This window comes from Alteromonas infernus, from assembly GCF_902705815.1.
The window spans coordinates 1-16,565 of record NZ_CACSIG010000042.1 but is presented as its reverse complement, the minus strand read 5'-3'; the positions used below and the strand labels follow the sequence as shown (position 1 = coordinate 16,565).

The 16,565-nt window shown below is 43.4% G+C and carries 17 protein-coding genes; 14 read left to right on the top strand and 3 right to left on the bottom strand.

The features are described from left to right. Positions 1-2: 2 nt before the first annotated feature. Positions 3-554: a hypothetical protein gene (locus ACX5J7_RS10630; RefSeq protein ID WP_498707124.1), complete on the bottom strand. Its 552-nt coding sequence runs from the start codon at positions 552-554 to the stop codon at positions 3-5. Positions 555-920: 366 nt separating this feature from the next. On the opposite strand from ACX5J7_RS10630, the gene ACX5J7_RS10625 reads away from it, so the two are divergent. The 12 genes from ACX5J7_RS10625 (at position 921) to ACX5J7_RS10570 (ending at position 12,208) form a co-directional block, all read left to right on the top strand. After that, entirely contained in the window at positions 921-1,562 is a 642-nt protein-coding gene (locus tag ACX5J7_RS10625; RefSeq protein WP_498707122.1) for a hypothetical protein, read from the top strand. Positions 1,563-1,747: 185 nt separating this feature from the next. Then, a complete protein-coding gene (locus ACX5J7_RS10620; RefSeq protein ID WP_278385051.1) occupies positions 1,748-1,996 on the top strand; it encodes a hypothetical protein in 249 nt (82 codons plus the stop codon). Positions 1,997-2,692: 696 nt separating this feature from the next. After that, entirely contained in the window at positions 2,693-3,715 is a 1,023-nt protein-coding gene (gene dusA / locus ACX5J7_RS10615) for a tRNA dihydrouridine(20/20a) synthase DusA (RefSeq protein WP_498707121.1), read from the top strand. Between the two features lie 189 nt (positions 3,716-3,904). Continuing rightward, the gene (locus ACX5J7_RS10610; RefSeq protein ID WP_012519766.1) at positions 3,905-4,192 is read left to right on the top strand and encodes a hypothetical protein; all 288 of its coding nucleotides are present in this window, start codon (positions 3,905-3,907) and stop codon (positions 4,190-4,192) included. Positions 4,193-4,523: 331 nt separating this feature from the next. Next, complete coding sequence (gene pspA, locus ACX5J7_RS10605) at positions 4,524-5,192, top strand: phage shock protein PspA (RefSeq protein ID WP_278385057.1); 669 nt, start codon at positions 4,524-4,526, stop codon at positions 5,190-5,192. A 63-nt stretch (positions 5,193-5,255) separates the two neighbouring features. Then, complete coding sequence (locus tag ACX5J7_RS10600) at positions 5,256-5,456, top strand: PspC domain-containing protein (RefSeq protein WP_012519764.1); 201 nt, start codon at positions 5,256-5,258, stop codon at positions 5,454-5,456. After that, positions 5,456-5,818 (top strand): hypothetical protein, encoded by a 363-nt coding sequence (locus tag ACX5J7_RS10595; protein WP_278385060.1) that lies wholly within the window; start codon positions 5,456-5,458, stop codon positions 5,816-5,818. Before ACX5J7_RS10600 ends, ACX5J7_RS10595 begins: the two co-directional genes overlap by 1 nt. A 156-nt stretch (positions 5,819-5,974) precedes the next feature. After that, positions 5,975-6,967 (top strand): DUF2333 family protein, encoded by a 993-nt coding sequence (locus ACX5J7_RS10590; protein ID WP_498707117.1) that lies wholly within the window; start codon positions 5,975-5,977, stop codon positions 6,965-6,967. 3 nt (positions 6,968-6,970) lie between these two features. Further along, positions 6,971-7,726: a TIGR04219 family outer membrane beta-barrel protein gene (locus tag ACX5J7_RS10585; protein ID WP_012519761.1), complete on the top strand. Its 756-nt coding sequence runs from the start codon at positions 6,971-6,973 to the stop codon at positions 7,724-7,726. Between the two features lie 198 nt (positions 7,727-7,924). Further along, complete coding sequence (locus ACX5J7_RS10580; protein ID WP_278385065.1) at positions 7,925-9,751, top strand: assimilatory sulfite reductase (NADPH) flavoprotein subunit; 1,827 nt, start codon at positions 7,925-7,927, stop codon at positions 9,749-9,751. Continuing rightward, on the top strand, positions 9,751-11,472 hold the full coding sequence (gene cysI / locus ACX5J7_RS10575) for an assimilatory sulfite reductase (NADPH) hemoprotein subunit (RefSeq protein ID WP_278385067.1): 1,722 nt from the start codon (positions 9,751-9,753) through the stop codon (positions 11,470-11,472). The genes ACX5J7_RS10580 and cysI overlap by 1 nt, the downstream gene beginning before the upstream one ends. After that, positions 11,462-12,208 carry a phosphoadenylyl-sulfate reductase gene (locus tag ACX5J7_RS10570; protein WP_278385068.1) on the top strand — a complete coding sequence of 249 codons (747 nt, stop codon included), beginning with the start codon at positions 11,462-11,464 and terminating at the stop codon, positions 12,206-12,208. The genes cysI and ACX5J7_RS10570 overlap by 11 nt, the downstream gene beginning before the upstream one ends. On the opposite strand, the gene ACX5J7_RS10565 is transcribed toward ACX5J7_RS10570, so the two are convergent. Beyond that, a complete protein-coding gene (locus ACX5J7_RS10565; protein WP_012519757.1) occupies positions 12,205-13,110 on the bottom strand; it encodes a TIGR03899 family protein in 906 nt (301 codons plus the stop codon). The genes ACX5J7_RS10570 and ACX5J7_RS10565 overlap by 4 nt on opposite strands. A 141-nt stretch (positions 13,111-13,251) precedes the next feature. On the opposite strand from ACX5J7_RS10565, the gene ACX5J7_RS10560 reads away from it, so the two are divergent. Further along, entirely contained in the window at positions 13,252-15,477 is a 2,226-nt protein-coding gene (locus ACX5J7_RS10560; RefSeq protein ID WP_498707113.1) for a bifunctional diguanylate cyclase/phosphodiesterase, read from the top strand. Here ACX5J7_RS10560 and ACX5J7_RS10555 read toward each other — a convergent pair. Further along, complete coding sequence (locus ACX5J7_RS10555; RefSeq protein WP_498707112.1) at positions 15,474-16,058, bottom strand: uracil-DNA glycosylase family protein; 585 nt, start codon at positions 16,056-16,058, stop codon at positions 15,474-15,476. The two genes, ACX5J7_RS10560 and ACX5J7_RS10555, sit on opposite strands and share 4 nt — an antisense overlap. Before the next feature lie 114 nt (positions 16,059-16,172). On the opposite strand from ACX5J7_RS10555, the gene ACX5J7_RS10550 reads away from it, so the two are divergent. Further along, the gene (locus ACX5J7_RS10550; protein WP_278385071.1) at positions 16,173-16,478 is read left to right on the top strand and encodes a pyridine nucleotide transhydrogenase; all 306 of its coding nucleotides are present in this window, start codon (positions 16,173-16,175) and stop codon (positions 16,476-16,478) included. Positions 16,479-16,565 lie beyond the last annotated feature (87 nt).

Sequence of the window (16,565 nt, the reverse complement as noted above, 5' to 3'; positions counted from 1 at the left end):
AATTAGCTATCTGTGGCGAGGTTGGTAGCCATAGTTGAAAGTAGGTTAGCCAGTGTTTTCCTGTCGGTTTTACTTTCTGAAAGCTCGCTCGTTACCTGCTGAAGTTTTTCCAGCAATTCTTGATGGCGTTTGCTAAACAAGTTATCCAACGATTCAAGCTCCTTAACAACATGAGCTTCAAGCGCGTCATTGTCACTTTTCGCTGCAGTTTCAGCTATTTCCAGCTCACTTTGTAATTTATCAGTCGTATTTTGAAGCTGCTCTTGAACATTACTGTGATTGTCATTAGCACTGGCCAATTGATTAGAAAGTTCAGAGATTTGTTGATCGATAAGCTTACGTATATCATTAAACTGATCATCAAGATGTGTATTCAGTTTTGCAAAGCTGTCGTTAACGCGTGACTCAAGGGCAGACAGATCTGCGCGAAAAGCACGGTTAGTTTGACCAAACAAAATTTCTCTTAATTGAGCAAGTTCGTCTGCTGGTTGAGGGGCGCTTTGGGTTTCGTTAACGTCTTGCGTTAGCTGGTCCTTCGGCTTCTTGTCCGCCATAAAATGTCTCCAAGGGCGCGGTTTATTTGCATCAGGCATGCAAAAAACGGCTATCACATATTTATCTATGCTAATAATTTTTAAGTCCTACTCTATACAATAGCCCCAATTTGAAAACTTTGAAATACGCTAAAAGCATAATAGTGGTAAGCACCTAGCAAAAAGCAGCGCTGTTTCAGTAAGTTGTTATTAGCCTTTCTGTGCGGTCTCCTCGTTTAGTGTGCGCAAAAACGCATAAAAGACGGGGGAGAAAAGTTAGAACAACCCACTAATATCCGCGTAAGTAATATTGAAAGCTTTTATCGCTACCGATTACTTCCTTTGTTTAAAGAAGAACTACCTGAAACCCATAGGCAAATAGCCGGTATGTCATTTTCAAAGGCATTGGGTTTTCTCACTCAGTGCGAGTCGATAGGTCACCCTTTTTCAAAACTTAAAACCGAACTTCTCGCACTAAGCAGTAAGACTAAAGAGTCTGATTGGCCAGCAATAATGGCAGCGAGGGTAGATTACATTCAGCAGTCGCCATTACTGCTAAAAGAATTTTTGGCAAATTATCAGGATATAAAGCCTTTGCTTAGTGCCTCTTTTGCATCTATTCCGAGCGACAGTGCTAGCAAACTAATCGCGCTTTATGAAAAGCGGATTTTACACGTAGAGCAAAGCCTTAGTGTAAGAAAGAACGAAACGTCGCATTCACGTTCAATAACGATAGACGCTAAAGGGGTTCTTGGTAAGGCAGATAAGCTTGCAACCCTGAAAAAGCTCATCGAGTTCTCTGATAAAGATAAAACATACACGCGTGATGAAGCCCTAACAGATTTAAGTATTTCCCGTTCACATGAGTTATTGCGTAATGGAAAATCAACCGGAGTCTTTATAGGGGCGGCGTATGCAACGCCTTGGTACATTAACGTGCCTGGGTTAGATTCATGTGCCAGCTTTGCCAAAAAGATAGCAATGAACTGTATGCAAAATCGGCAGCTTGAAGAAGCGGTGGGTGAATAATGTTGCTTGCCACTAGCCTATTTTTATCGCTATTCAGTACGGTCGTAATCATCATCTTTCACTATTGGGGATTAAGAACGATTACGCGGTTTTCAAGGCGTTTTACGTCGCATTTTTTCATGAGTGTATCCGTGGTTATTTTCCTCTTCTTAATTCATATAATAGAAATATTATGGTACGCACTTATGTTGTATTTCGCATTCGACATCGTTGGTTTAAGTGGCTTTCAAGGTGACACTGTTCTATTGCCTTTAGACTTCCTTCACGTAGCAGCTAGCAGCTTTACTACCTTAGGCAGTTTATCGGTAACGCCCCAACAAGAGTTAGCGCTTTTGATTGACGCTATATCGCTCACGGGGTTTATGATGCTTACTTGGTCTGCCACTTATTATTATAATATCTTCTCAAACTCAAACCTTCGTGACACTTACTAGCGGGTGGGGGCTTATCAGTAGCCGGTGAAACACCATGGCTTTCATATCGTCATAGTCCTGTGCATCCATGTTGTACGGATAAGCGTCCAGCCATCACGTGAGCTGTCCATTTGTTCATTTATCTTTGGTGTTCACTATTATTGAACAGTACAAAATAATGAACAAGAAGACGTCCATGTCTAAAATTTTTAGGGGAGAAAGGGGCCGCGAAAAAGTCTAGTAAGAGTTTTCGCTCTTTTTCCTTAAACATGTGGGCAGCTTCAATGTAATTGAATGCTGCACTGTCTTTCTCATCTTGCGTTCATACTGCTATAAGAAAGTGGAAAAGAAGGCGTTCATTTTGGTTCATGTAAATCTTGCAGTCATCAATGAGCGTAAGTTTGCTGCACAAGCCAAACAGTGACGTTCAATATGGTGACTTTTTATTTTGGATGCTAAGAGGCGCACGACGAGGGTGAAGTGAATGTTTTAGACTTGGAGAAAACTATCTTGCCTTTGTTTTTCTGCTTTACAGAAGTAGAATATACAGTTCGTTCTCCGCGAAGCCGCTTGTTGATTGAGTAAAAGCCATATTTTTGTATTCCTACTGTGTCCCTCTAAGGGATAAATCGACGGAATAACACGGAAATGTCACTAATTTTGAAATCGGTAAAAATGCGATGAGATTTACTTTTTTACATATTAATCAAGGTTTTAATGTCTATGTCTGACATCTCTTTCAATCGTAAATTCTCTGTCGCTCCAATGCTCGATTGGACAGACAGGCATTGCCGCTACTTTTTACGTTTAATGTCCAAGCATACGCTTTTATATACGGAAATGGTTACAACAGGGGCGATCATTTACGGTAAAGGCGACTATTTAGGGTACAACAAAGAAGAGCATCCTATCGCGGTACAGCTTGGTGGAAGCGATCCGTCTGACATGGCCAAGTGCGCAGAATTATCTCAAGAGCGCGGCTATGATGAAGTGAACATTAATGTGGGCTGTCCAAGTGACCGAGTAAAAAACGGCAGCTTTGGCGCGTGTTTAATGGCGCAGCCAGAAGTTGTAGCAAACTGCGTTAAAGCTATGCAGTCTGCTGTTGATATTCCTGTAACCGTAAAATGTCGAATTGGTATTGATGACATGGACGAAGATGAAGACTTTGCTCGCTTTATTGATACGGTCGCCGACGCTGGCTGTGATACATTCATTGTTCACGCACGAAAAGCCTGGTTGCAAGGGCTAAGTCCGAAAGAAAACCGCGAAATTCCGCCGTTAAATTATCCGCGCGTTCACCGCCTTAAACAAGCCCGCCCTGAATTATCGATTAGTATTAACGGTGGTATTAAAACACTTGCTGAAACCCAGCAACAGCTAGAGAGCGTTGACGGTGTTATGGTTGGCCGTGAGGTTTACGCAAACCCATATATCATGTCGACCGTTGATAAGGACATATTTGGTGATGCTAATGCACAGAGTCTGTCACGTCGTGAGATAGTACTTCAAATGCAACAATATATTGAACGCCAAGAAGACCCTTACTTTAAACCGTGGCATGCAGCCCGTCATATTTTGGGGCTGTATCAGGGCCAAGCGGGTGGGCGTATATGGCGCAGATATCTTAGTCAAAATGGTACGGGTAAAAACCCAGATCCGAACTTGCTCCTTAACGCACTGGATGCAGTAGAAAGTGCCCAACGAGAAGTGGCCGAATATAATAGTCAAAAAGACTAACGTTTTAGTAGTTTTGACCAAAGTTTAATATTTGTTCAATTTCAAGAAGCTCGCCTTATGGCGGGCTTTTTTATTTAGTTTATTAAAATCAGGGTGTTAATAGGTTTTGAGATCTTGGCACAGCTCTCGCAATCCTCTAAGTATCGCAACAACGGCGTGTTGTTGCACTGACTAACTCAGAGGGAAATTATGAAAACTTCACTAATCGCAGCAACTTTACTAACAGCAACCATGGCAAGCAGCGTAGCAAATGCAGAAGAGTCAGTGCTACAGTCGTTTTTAACGAATGTTGTATCCAATGCAGTAGCTGCAACAACGCAAGAAATTAAAGCCGATGTGTACCAAGCAGTTGCAAACACCACTTACCATTTTGAACTGAGCCCACAAGAGTTACAGGGCAGCGGTAAGGTGAGTGTAACCGACCTTGTTGTCGCTACACCGACTAATGGCGAAGCCAACGAAGACGATGCCGACTAAATTGATACTTAGTTTAAGAGAGCGCCTTAGGGCGCTTTTTTTGTACCTGTAATAACTTGAAAAAGGTAGGCATCGCAACAGTTTTTGCTCGTGGTCAAATTAACGAATTTGTTGGTCAAAACAACTAATAAGTTGCATCTGGTCGTTAAGTATGCAGTCTTGTTTTCTTTTATTTTAATTAAATATTATATAAAACAATGGGTTAAATAACTGGCACAGTGATTGTAGTAGTTATGGTGTTGAGAAGAACTCAGTCAGTGGCAACCAGCGTCGGATCAGATAAACAAGAAATGCTGGAAACCAAAATACTATTTTGAACGGAGAAATAATCATGGGTATGTTTTCGCGCATTAACGATATTGTTCAAGCAAATATCAACGCAATGTTAGACAAAGCTGAAGATCCTGAAAAAATTATTCGCTTGATCATTCAGGAAATGGAAGAAACCTTAGTTGAAGTTCGCACCGATGCCGCCCGCTATATCGCACAGCAAAAAACGTTAGCGCGACATATTGACGCTGCGAAAAAAGAAGTGGATGGCTGGCAACACAAAGCTCAGATTGCGATGAACAACGATAAAGAGTCATTAGCTAAAGCAGCGCTAATAGAAAAGCAGAAGTATGTAGCGAAACTGACATCCCTTGAAGAGCAAGAAGGCCATTTGGCCGACAGCATTGAAAAAATCCAAGGTGATACTGCTCGCTTGAATACTAAGTTGGCGGAAGCTAAAGCGAAGCAAAAATCCTTAGCGCAAAGAAGAAACGCTGCCCATACACGCTTAAAAGTTAAGCAAGCGGATCATGAAAGTAAGATAGATGATGCCATGACACGCTTTGAAAATTACGAACAGCGAATCGATCACTTAGAAGCTCAAGTCGATGCTTATGACTTAACTAAATCAAGTGAAGCGACCTCTCTTCAGGCTGAGTTCGATGCAATGCAGGCAGATGAAACAATTGAAAGGGAGTTGGCTGAGCTTAAAAAGAGCAAGGTCGCTTAAGCTACCTTGAGTACCGCCGCCCCGTATTGCGACTGTCGAAATTAAGAATTTTTGGAGAAAATGATGAAAGTACCGACGCAGAAACGTATTTATAGAGATCTTGATGCTGGAATTATTTCTGGAGTGTGTGCAGGCGTTGCACGCTATTTTGATATAGACGCAGTATGGGTAAGAGCGGCAGCGGTGTTGGGGCTGTTTATGGCCACACCTATTACGCTTGTTGCTTATGTTGCTGCCGTTATTTTATTACCGAGGCTAGTGTAATGAAAAACTTTCTGATTGCATTGGTGATAGCCATTATATTGGTGAATTGCCTAGGTAGCTTAGTTGATAGCTGGCTGGGTATGCATATTATTATGTCTGACCAGCTTTTAAGCCCTTGGGAGAACGTAGCGGTTCTGTCACTTATTGGCGTAGTACTAGCCGTTGTGGGTTTCGTGGTAGCGGTGAGTGTGATGGGAACAATACTATTAGCACTAAGCGCAGGGTTTTTAGCTTTATTAGTTGTGGGCGTTAGTGCATTTTGGCCCATAATTCTTATCGTTATTGCGCTATATGCGTTGAAAAATCGGAACTCTGCCGCGTATAAGCAGCGAAATGATCAAAGTATGCACCATACTTTATAACTAATATAAATAGATTTAAATTGTGTTAACGTAGTAAAAAATGGTGATATATAAGTAGCCGTCATAAAGGTTACGCATTATTCGCATAGTATTAATAAACTCAAATAGCTGACGGTGCTCGGCTATTTGCTATTTAACAGGAAGGTTGGTGTTTAGATGAGACAATCAATTAACTCAAAACGGATAGCGATTGTCGCTGTGGTGATTTTTCTTCTGTTCTGGCTTATCGGGTGGTATTGGAGCCTTTCGCCAGATACCTTTGATATAAGAAAGCGTTTAGAACAAAACTCATCAGTAGAAAACCCAACGAATATTGCGGGTTATACACTTACAACCACCATGATAGACGTGTCTGAAACCTTGCTTAATAAACCTGGTGGTTACCTTTCAAATGACGTTATTCCCCCTAGCGTCTTTTTAGACAATATGCCAGCGTGGGAGTTTGGAGCATTGGAGATGGTGCGCGACTTAGCGCTTTCAATGCGCAAAGACTTTAGCCGCTCACAGTCTCAATCGATTGAAAACCCTTACCTTACTAAAGCTCACCCCAAATTTAATATGGACCATAAAAGTTGGGCATTACCGTCTTCTGAATCTAGCTATGCTGAAGGTATTGAGCTTCTGAAAAAATACCGCGACGAGCTGGCAAACACGCGAAATTCAGATAGTCAATTTTATACGCGTGCAGACAATCTGCGCGAATGGTTGAAGCAGGTAGAAAAACGCCTAGGTAGTTATTCACAAAGATTAAGTGCCAGCGTAGGATCTGCTAGAATTAATACAGATTTAGCTGGCGATGCTAACGCGAGACAATCTACGCCTAGCACCAACCAACGCGTTGTTCAGACAAGCTGGTGGAAGTTAGATAATAATTTTTATGAAGCGCGTGGGGCAACATGGGCTCTACTACATTTCCTTAAAGCTGTAGAAATTGAATTTAACGATGTGCTTGAAGATAAGAACGCATTAGTGAGTCTTCAGCAAATTATTCGCGAACTGGAAGCAACACAACAGTCTGTATTCAGTCCGATGATTTTAAATGGCAGCGGCTTTGGTATGTTAGCGAATCACTCTTTAGTGATGGCAAACTATATTTCTCGCGCAAACGCTGCTTTAATTGAAATATCAGAACTTCTTAATCAAGGATAATTAATGAAAAAAGGTCTTATAGCTGCCGCATTGGGATGCGCATTATTTTCAGTTTCATCTCAAGCAGACACTATCGCAGGCGTTTATGTTGGTGCTCAAGTTTGGCAAACCGATACCCAAGGTGGCTTTGCTGATAGCAATAACACAGCCGACTTTAATTTTGATGATGAGACCAATACGGCGCTATATATTGCCTTTGAACATCCAGTACCTTTCTTGCCTAACGTTAAGGTTAACCACACTACGTTAGACAATTCGGGTACCACAACGCTAGATTCAACGTTCACGTTTGATGGCGAACTGTTTTCTGAAAGTACGACGGTAAATACAGATATAGAGTTAGATGCAACAGACTTTATTCTGTACTACGAGCTGTTTGATAATGACTTAGTAAGCTTTGATCTAGGTGTGAATGCAAAATATATCGACGGAGCATTATTTGTCGTTGATACAGCGAGTGATACAAGCGGTTCAGCAGAGTTTTCAGGTATTGTGCCTATGGCCTATTCCAAAGTTCAGTTAGGCTTACCTTTTACCGGTTTGTCAGCGTACTTTGAAGGTAGCTATTTGTCGTTTGACGATCACGAGCTAAGTGACTATCAAGCAGCCGTTCAATATTCGTTTATTGAAAGTTTAGCCGTTGATATGACACTTCAGGTGGGTTACAGAAACGTAACGGTAGATATTGAAGACCTTGATGACGTGTATGCAGACATGGAATTCGACGGTGTATTTGCTGGTTTAGAGCTTCATTTCTAGTCGTTAGGTATTGATTTTAAAGGGCGTGACTGCTTATGCAGTTCACGCCCTTTTGCTATGAGTAAGCGTAATTTCTTCCCGTTATTACTTATTCATAGTGTCATTAGCACTTTCAGTAATAAAAAAGTTTCATTTATTCTTTTCTCTTCTTGTAGAAAGCCGTTAGCCTTAGCGCTATTGATAAAAGGCTAAAAGACTATGTCACAAGATTCTAATTCGAACTCAGCGCCAGGCGCGGTATTAAACGAACAGCAGTGGAATGCGATTACGCAAGCCATTGCAGGCTTAAATCGTGATCAACTTACTTGGGTAAGTGGCTATGCAGCAGGCATGGCGGCTGCACAAGGCGGTTCGATTGCACCAGCATTGCAAAGTGCTCCAGCAGTCGGTGCTGGTGACGCGCCAACGCTTACTATTTTGTACGGGTCGCAAACCGGTAACGCAAAAGGTTTAGCGGCTCAGTGTCAAGCTAAAGCTGAAGAAGCGGGCTTCAACAGCAAGCTAGTTAGCATGGCAGATTACAAGCCACGTAACTTGAAGTCGGAAACCCACGTTGCAGTATTTGTTAGTACTCACGGGGAAGGCGATGCACCGGATGATGCCATTGAACTGCACGAGTTTTTGGCAGGCAAGAAAGCGCCAAAACTTGCCAATACCAAATATGCTGTAGTGGGGTTAGGTGACAGCAGTTACGAGTTCTTTTGCCAGACAGGTAAAGATTTTGATGAGCGCCTAGGTAAACTGGGTGGCAAAGCGATTATTGAGCGTCTTGACTGTGATGTTGATTATGAAGCTGAAGCACAAGCGTGGTTAGCTAAATTAATCGAGTCGTTAAAAGAAGACTTTAGTGCAGCACCGCAAACTGCGGTAGCGGCACAAACTGGCGCAGCAGTGCAAGGTGTTGCGGCGCAAACTTACACCAAAAAGGCACCGTTCAAAGCAACCTTAATTGAGTCTCAAAAAATCACAGGGCGTGATTCAATCAAAGACATCCGCCATATCGAAATAAGCTTAGAGGACAGCGGCATTACTTACCAACCAGGCGATGCGCTTGGTGTTTGGTTTAAAAATGCGCCGTCGTTAGTATCTGAACTTATTAGCATATTGTCGTTAAACGGCGATGCAGAGGTAACTGTGGGTGACGCAACTATGTCACTTACTGATGCATTAACTTCAAAGCTAGAATTAACGTTAAGCTACCCTAACTTTATTAAGTCGTACCAAGCAGCAACAGGCTCTGAAACGCTAGCGACGCTCATGGAAGATAAAGCGCAGCTTCGCACTTATATGGCCGAGCGTCAGATTATCGATATTGTTCGCGACCACCCAGGTAAGATTTCAGAACAGCAGCTGGTTGAAGCACTTCGCCCGCTTACCCCACGCTTGTATTCAATTGCGTCAAGCCAAGCAGAAGTTGAAGAAGAAGTTCATTTAACTGTGGCCCACGTTGATTATGAAGCGTTCGGCCATCGTCACCAAGGTGGGGCGTCGGGTTTCCTTTGTGAGTATTTAGAGGAAAACGGTGAAGTTGATGTGTTTGTTGAAAACAACGACAACTTCCGCTTGCCGGCTGATCCGAATACTCCTGTTATTATGGTGGGACCAGGCACAGGTATTGCACCGTTTAGATCGTTTATGCAAGAGCGTGACATACAAGGCGCTGAAGGCAAAAACTGGTTGTTCTTTGGTAACCCACACTTCACGCAAGACTTCTTGTATCAAGTAGAGTGGCAAGGTTACGTTAAAGAAGGCCTGCTAGATAAAATTACGCTGGCGTTCTCCCGTGATCAGGAAGAGAAAGTATACGTTCAACACCGTTTACTTGAACACGGTAAAGAGGTGTACGAATGGCTAGAACAGGGCGCACATTTCTATGTGTGTGGCGATGCCATGCACATGGCGAAAGATGTTGAAAATGCCCTAATTACTATAGTGCAAGAGCACGGCGGTAAATCAGAAGCCGATGCCAAAGCCTATATTGTAGAGTTACGAAAAGCGAAGCGTTATCAGAAGGATGTCTATTAATGAGTAACGAAAAATCACCATTTATCGTTGAGGGCAAACTGGCTGACAACGAGCGCTTAAAGCGCGAAAGCAACAACTTGCGCGGCACTATCACGACAGATCTAAAAGATGATCTTACTGGTGGCTTTACGGCTGATAACTTCCAGCTAATTCGTTTTCACGGTATGTATCAACAAGACGATCGCGATATTCGCGCTGAACGTGCTAAACAAAAGCTAGAGCCGCTTCACAACGTTATGCTACGTGCGCGTCTACCCGGTGGTGTTATTACCCCTGATCAGTGGCTAGCCATCGATAAGTTTGCAGACGACCATACAATGTACGGCAGCATCCGTTTAACTACCCGTCAAACGTTCCAGTTTCACGGCGTGTTAAAGCCACAGATAAAATTAATGCACCAAACCTTGAACAAGGTCGGCATCGACTCTATCGCAACTGCTGGTGACGTAAACCGAAACGTGCTGTGTACCTCTAACCCTGTGGAATCAGAGCTACACTTACACGCTTATGAGTGGGCTAAAAAGATAAGTGAACACTTACTTCCTAAAACTCGTGCCTATGCCGAAATTTGGCTAGACGGCGAAAAAGTTGAAACAACCGAAAAGCCTGTTGAACCTATTTTGGGTGACAACTACTTACCGCGTAAGTTTAAAACAACGGTAGTTATTCCGCCGCAAAACGATGTAGACGTTCATGCAAACGACCTTAACTTTGTTGCCATTGCGGAAAACGGGCAGCTAGTTGGCTTCAACGTACTTGTTGGTGGTGGCCTTGCAATGACCCACGGCGACAAGAGCACGTATCCGCGTAAAGCGTCTGACTTCGGGTTTATACCGCTGGAAAATACGCTTGACGTAGCCGCTGCGGTTGTCACAACTCAGCGTGACTGGGGTAACCGAGTTAATCGTAAAAACGCGAAGACAAAATATACGTTAGAGCGCGTTGGTGTAGATAACTTTAAAGCGGAAGTAGAAAAGCGCGCGGGCTTAACATTCCAAGAGAGCCGCCCTTACGAGTTTACTGACCGTGGCGACCGATTTGGCTGGGTAGAAGGGATTGATGGAAAATACCACCTTACCGTGTTTATCGAAAATGGTCGTATTTTAGATTACCCAGGCAAAACGCTAAAAACGGGCTGTGCAGAAATTGCCAAAATTCATAAAGGGGATTTCCGTTTAACTGCAAACCAGAACTTGATTATTGCTGGGGTTCCACCACAAGACAAAGACAAGATAGAAGCCTTGGCGCGTGAACATGGACTAATAGCGCCATCAGTTTCTAATCAGCGCCTAGACTCTATGGCCTGTGTTGCATTGCCAACTTGTCCGCTAGCCATGGCAGAAGCAGAACGTTATCTACCTGATGCCGTTACCGAACTAGAAGGCTTACTTGCCAAGCACGGTCTTGAAGAAGATAGCGTTATCTTCCGCGTGACAGGCTGCCCGAACGGCTGTGGTCGCGCCATGCTTTCAGAAGTTGGCCTGGTAGGAAAAGGGCCGGGTAAGTACAACCTTCACTTAGGTGGTAACCGCGAAGGTACGCGTATTCCGCGTATGTATCGAGAAAATATAAGCGAGCAAGAAATCATGGCAGAGCTTGATACGCTGCTTGGCCAGTGGGCTAAAGAGCGTGATTCAGGTGAAGCTTTTGGTGATTACGTTGTTCGCGCTGGTGTTGTCAAACCAGTAGTAGACTCCGCACGGGATTTCTATGACCAATAGTACAGCAGAAAAGCAGCAGCCACTTACGCTTGATATCAGCAAGGAAGCCCTTGCTGATATCAATGACATGTTGGAAAAAATGACAGCGCAACAGCGAGTAGCTTGGGCGCTCAATAACTTGCCAGATACACATATTGTGTCTTCGAGCTTCGGAGCGCAATCGGCAGTTATGCTGCACATGCTTACGCAGGTACAGCCGGATATTCCGGTTGTGCTTACCGATACTGGCTATCTGTTCCCAGAAACCTACAAGTTCATTGATGAGCTTGTAGAAAAGCTAAACCTAAACTTACATGTTTATCGTGCTGACATGTCATCCGCGTGGCAAGAGGCGAGGTTTGGCAGGCTTTGGGAACAAGGTGTTGAAGGTATTGAGAAATACAATAAATTGAACAAAGTTGAGCCAATGCAACGTGCGTTACGCGAGTTGAATGCGGGAACCTGGTTCGCGGGATTACGCCGAAGCCAGTCTGATACCCGAGGAAAATTGCCTGTGCTGCAAAAGGTAGGGAAGCAGTTTAAGCTTTACCCTATTATCGATTGGAGCAACAAAGACTTGCACTATTATCTTAAAGATAACGAGTTGTCCTATCATCCGCTATGGGAGCAGGGTTACGTGTCTATTGGTGACTGGCACACCACGCAATCTCTTCAAGAAGGAATGAGTGAACAAGATACCCGTTTCTTTGGGTTAAAAAGAGAATGTGGTCTTCACGAGTTTGGTGATGGTATTTAGCTTATGTTAAATACCTCGCCTAATACCGCCTTTAATTCTTGAAGGTAGGCGTTGTTGGGTGATTTGGTGACAAGTTTGTAAAGCTCGCTACCTACAGAGGTGAACTTGTAATACACCAGTGCAACATCGGAGGTTTTACAGGTTAAGGTCATATTCTCATTCACACACCGCCATGTAACCTGTTGCCCTTCGGCATATACGCCACTTTCAATCTCGCTGGCGTAAATTAACTTCATTTCTTGTAACGACAATAAGTCGGGATAACTTAATCCAACGGTAGCTAAATTTATTTGTTCAGGCACGGGGCGTTTAAACAGCGAAAGCAGCCCCTTGCGTTTGTGATAGCCCACCAATATACGCGGTACTGCGTCGTTATTTCTGCGGCTGGCGATATTAACGGCTTTATTAAACACTTTAGCGTCACGATGTGTGAGCGTTTTTAATAGCTGAAGTGTTCTTAAAGAAAAGCTACCGGGCCGTGCGACTTCCACTGCGAAAATTTTACCCCATAATTCCTGCATGGGCTGGCTGTAAATCTCTTCAGCCATGGTACTAAATGCGAAAAACCAATCAGGGTCAAGATTATCGCTAGTTTGTTCGTTGATTGTCACATTTAGTGCTATATTTAAAACAGCTTGAAGATTGCTCGCTTTTTGTGTTTCTAAAATTTGTTTTCTTCGTTCCAATGCATGTTTTTGCTTCTTTGGATCAGAAGACATCAACGAGGGGCTGATACCTACTCGTGCGAACCACGAAAGCATGCGTTGACGACTAGCATCAGCTTTCACTGTACCGGCCGCTTTTTCTGCAGTAGCTTGTTCAGCCGTAGTCTTGGCGCTGTCATTTCCCGCTTGCCGTGGTTTTTCTACCTCTTGAGGAAAATGCTGGGGTGTAATCTTCATAAATGGTTAAATGACTGAATGTAAAATGGCATGTGACATGAGAGCACTATTGCATTGCGTAACCTATATATCAATGTAATCGTCGCTTTAGACTATGAGTAATACGTTCTTGTTTTGTGTGTTTCGAGGAAATGAGCGGTAATGTCGGCAATGGATTACGATAACGACGAATTGATTTTTTTAGATGACGATGGTTCAGTTGAAGAGCAAGTTCTCTTGGGCAAAGATTGGAACATTCTCATTGTTGACGATGATGAAGAGATTCACACGGTTACGCGCCTTGCGCTGTCTGACCTTGTCGTAAACGATCGCAAATTAAACTTTATCCACGCTTATTCAGCAAAGCAGGCTAAAGCGTTACTTCATGAATATAGCAACAGTATTGCTATTATCTTGCTCGACGTGGTCATGGAAACCGATGACGCTGGTTTCGATGTAGTCAAGTACATCCGTGAGGATATGAAGTTGTTCGAGCCGAGAATAATCCTGCGCACGGGTCAGCCAGGATATGCGCCCGAAGAGCAAGTCATAAAAGTCTACGATATCAATGACTATAAAACCAAGACAGAGCTCACTCGAGCAAAACTACTAACAACTATTATCTCTTCTCTGCGTTCTTATCAGCAAATTATTACCATTAGCCAAAGCCGCGCAGGCTTGGAGAAAATTATTACCTCCTCGGCTAACCTGTTTGAAGAACATTCCGTAAAAGAATTCTGCGAAGGTGTCGTTACTCAAATAAGCTCTTTAATTGGGCTCGATTCAGAAGGCTTATTGTGTGCAAGAGCAGGTTCATTGCTCGACAGGGATGATTCTGAAGTTTACGTTTTAGGTGCAGCGGGCGAGTATGCTAAGTTTATTAATCATCCAGTAGCCGACGTTAAAAATATAGAAATAGAAGAAAACGTCGTTCGCTGTTTACGGCTTAAAAAGCATATTTTCGAGCCAAGCTGCTCGGTACTTTATATCAGTAGAGCGGGCTTTGAAGCGGCAGTATACGTGCGCCAGACTCATGAAATAAGCGAGCTTGACAAGCATTTGCTGGAAGTTTTCTTATCAAGCATTTCCGTGGGATATGAAAACGTAAACCTTTTCCACGAGCTAAGAAATGCAGCGTTTCGTGACTGGCTAACGCGCCTTCCAAATCGCAACGAATTTATTAACATGTTGGATAAGCCCCACCTATTCGCCGGGGAAAACTGCAGTGTGGCCCTTATCGATGTTAATCACTTTTCAGACGTTAATGACGGGTTAGGCCAGGAAGTGGGAAACGAATTACTGCGGGCTATTAGTGAGCGTTTTCAAACTTCTTTCGATGGATTGGTTAAAAAAGGCCGTATTGGTGCGGACGTATTTGGGCTGATTGGTCCCGATGAATTGGTTTGTCCAGAAGCGATTAACGCTATCTTTCAATCGTCTTTTAAAGTCGGCGATCACACACTTCCAGTAAACGTGACACTTGGATTTTGTAAGTTAGATAACAAACGCAATATTGGTATTGAAATTTTAAAGCGTACCAATATTGCCTTAAACCGCGCTAAGAAAAACCTTACAGATAACTTCGAGTATTACGCGAAAGATATTGAAGACCAGACAACCTGGCGTCTCGATATGATCCGTCGTCTTAGAAGTGATTTCGCTGCTCGAAAGCTAGAGCTTTGGTTTCAACCGCAAATAGATTTACTAAACGAAAAAGTAGTGGGTATGGAAGGTTTACTGCGGTGGCCTGATGGCGATGGTGGGTATATCTCACCGGCAATCTTTGTACCCCTCGCAGAGTATTCTGGCCTCATCGTAGATATTGGTGAATGGGTACTAGAAGAGTCGTGCCGCCGTCTTCAAGCGTTGAAAGAAAAAAACTATGGCCACCTACGCGTAGCAGTCAACATTTCTATTCCGCAATTCCGAGATAGGTTATTTGTAGAAAAGGTAAAGCACGCCCTGTCAATTGCTAACTGTGATCCCAGCCGTCTAGAACTGGAAATTACAGAGAGTGTTGTTATGGATGAGCCTCAAATAGTGATTGATGCATTACGCTCGCTAAAAGAATTTGGGGTGAAAATAGCGATAGATGACTTCGGCACCGGTTTTTCATCAATGAGTTACTTGCAGCAGTTACCTCTAGACCGACTGAAGGTAGACCGCTCTTTTGTAAAAGATATTAAGCCAGGTGCGAGTGCAGTGCTGGCTGAAACAATTGTTACCTTAGGTAATAAACTAGGCTTATTAACCATTGCGGAAGGCGTGGAAAAAAGAGAGCAGGCTAGCTACATGATTAAGTTAGGCTGTGATGAGGCGCAAGGTTACCTTTACGCGAAGCCCATGCCGTTTGACGCGCTTTTAGCGTTTTTAGAGACCCACGATTAGTTTTGCAACGCGTTCGAAACATAGTGTTGAAGCATCGGCAGGCTTTCTTCCTCAAACCACTTATTTTTTGCGAGCCAGCGGTTATTTCTGCCCGACGGGTGAGGTAAAGCGACGTGACCGGCGTTCGCTGCAAACGTAGTGTGAACGGCGTCTGTTAAATTTTTATATTCGGGCAAATAGTATTGCTGCGCGTAACGGCCAACATAGACCGTGAGTTCTGGCCTTATTTGTGACAGAAAAGCCTGATGCCAAGTAGGCGCGCACTCTTTTCGGGGGGGAGCATCCGCACTTTTGTATCCCGGGAAACAAAATCCCATAGGCAGAATAGAAATGAGTTTAGGGTTGTAAAAGGTAGGTTTTGATACTGACAGCCAGCTACGCAGTCTATCGCCGCTTGCATCGTTAAAGGCAATGCCACTTTCATGGGCCTTCAACCCCGGCGCTTGACCAATAATAAGTACTTTGGCAAATTTTGCCGTACTGAAAATAGGGTTAGGAGTGTGGGGAAGGTACTGAGCGCATAAGGTGCAATTTCTCGCTTCTGCTACCAGCTCATCGTGCCCTTTCACTTTTTTCTCCAAATATTTCTCTTTGTAATACTTTTGTCACAAAACTATGATCTCAATTTGACTATCTAATGTATATACAGTATGTTTAATAGTGACAGTGAAAGACTGTAACACAGGAGAAGAAACATGCGTAAAGTAGTACTAACATTAGCTCTATCAGCAGCCTTTGGTATTGCGCATGCGGAATCTGGTAGCAACCAGCTTTTCGATTGCATGGATGCGAAAACATTCGAAATGAACAACCAATGTATGTCGAGCCAAATCGACAATAACATTCGTTTCCGTGATGCACAGGCAAAGCTTATCAACATTGCAAGCGAAAGTCAGGGTGACTACGCTATTGCGACAATGACATTCGATCAAGAAAATATGCACATCGACATCGTAGCACATAAAGATTCGCTAAACGCGCTTGCTGCGAACCGTAACTAGTTTTTAGTTAACGCATATAAGCCGGCGACAATTTCGCCGGCTTTTTTGTTTGCCCAGCGAAGCTGGCAAACCCGTCAGGTTGAAAGA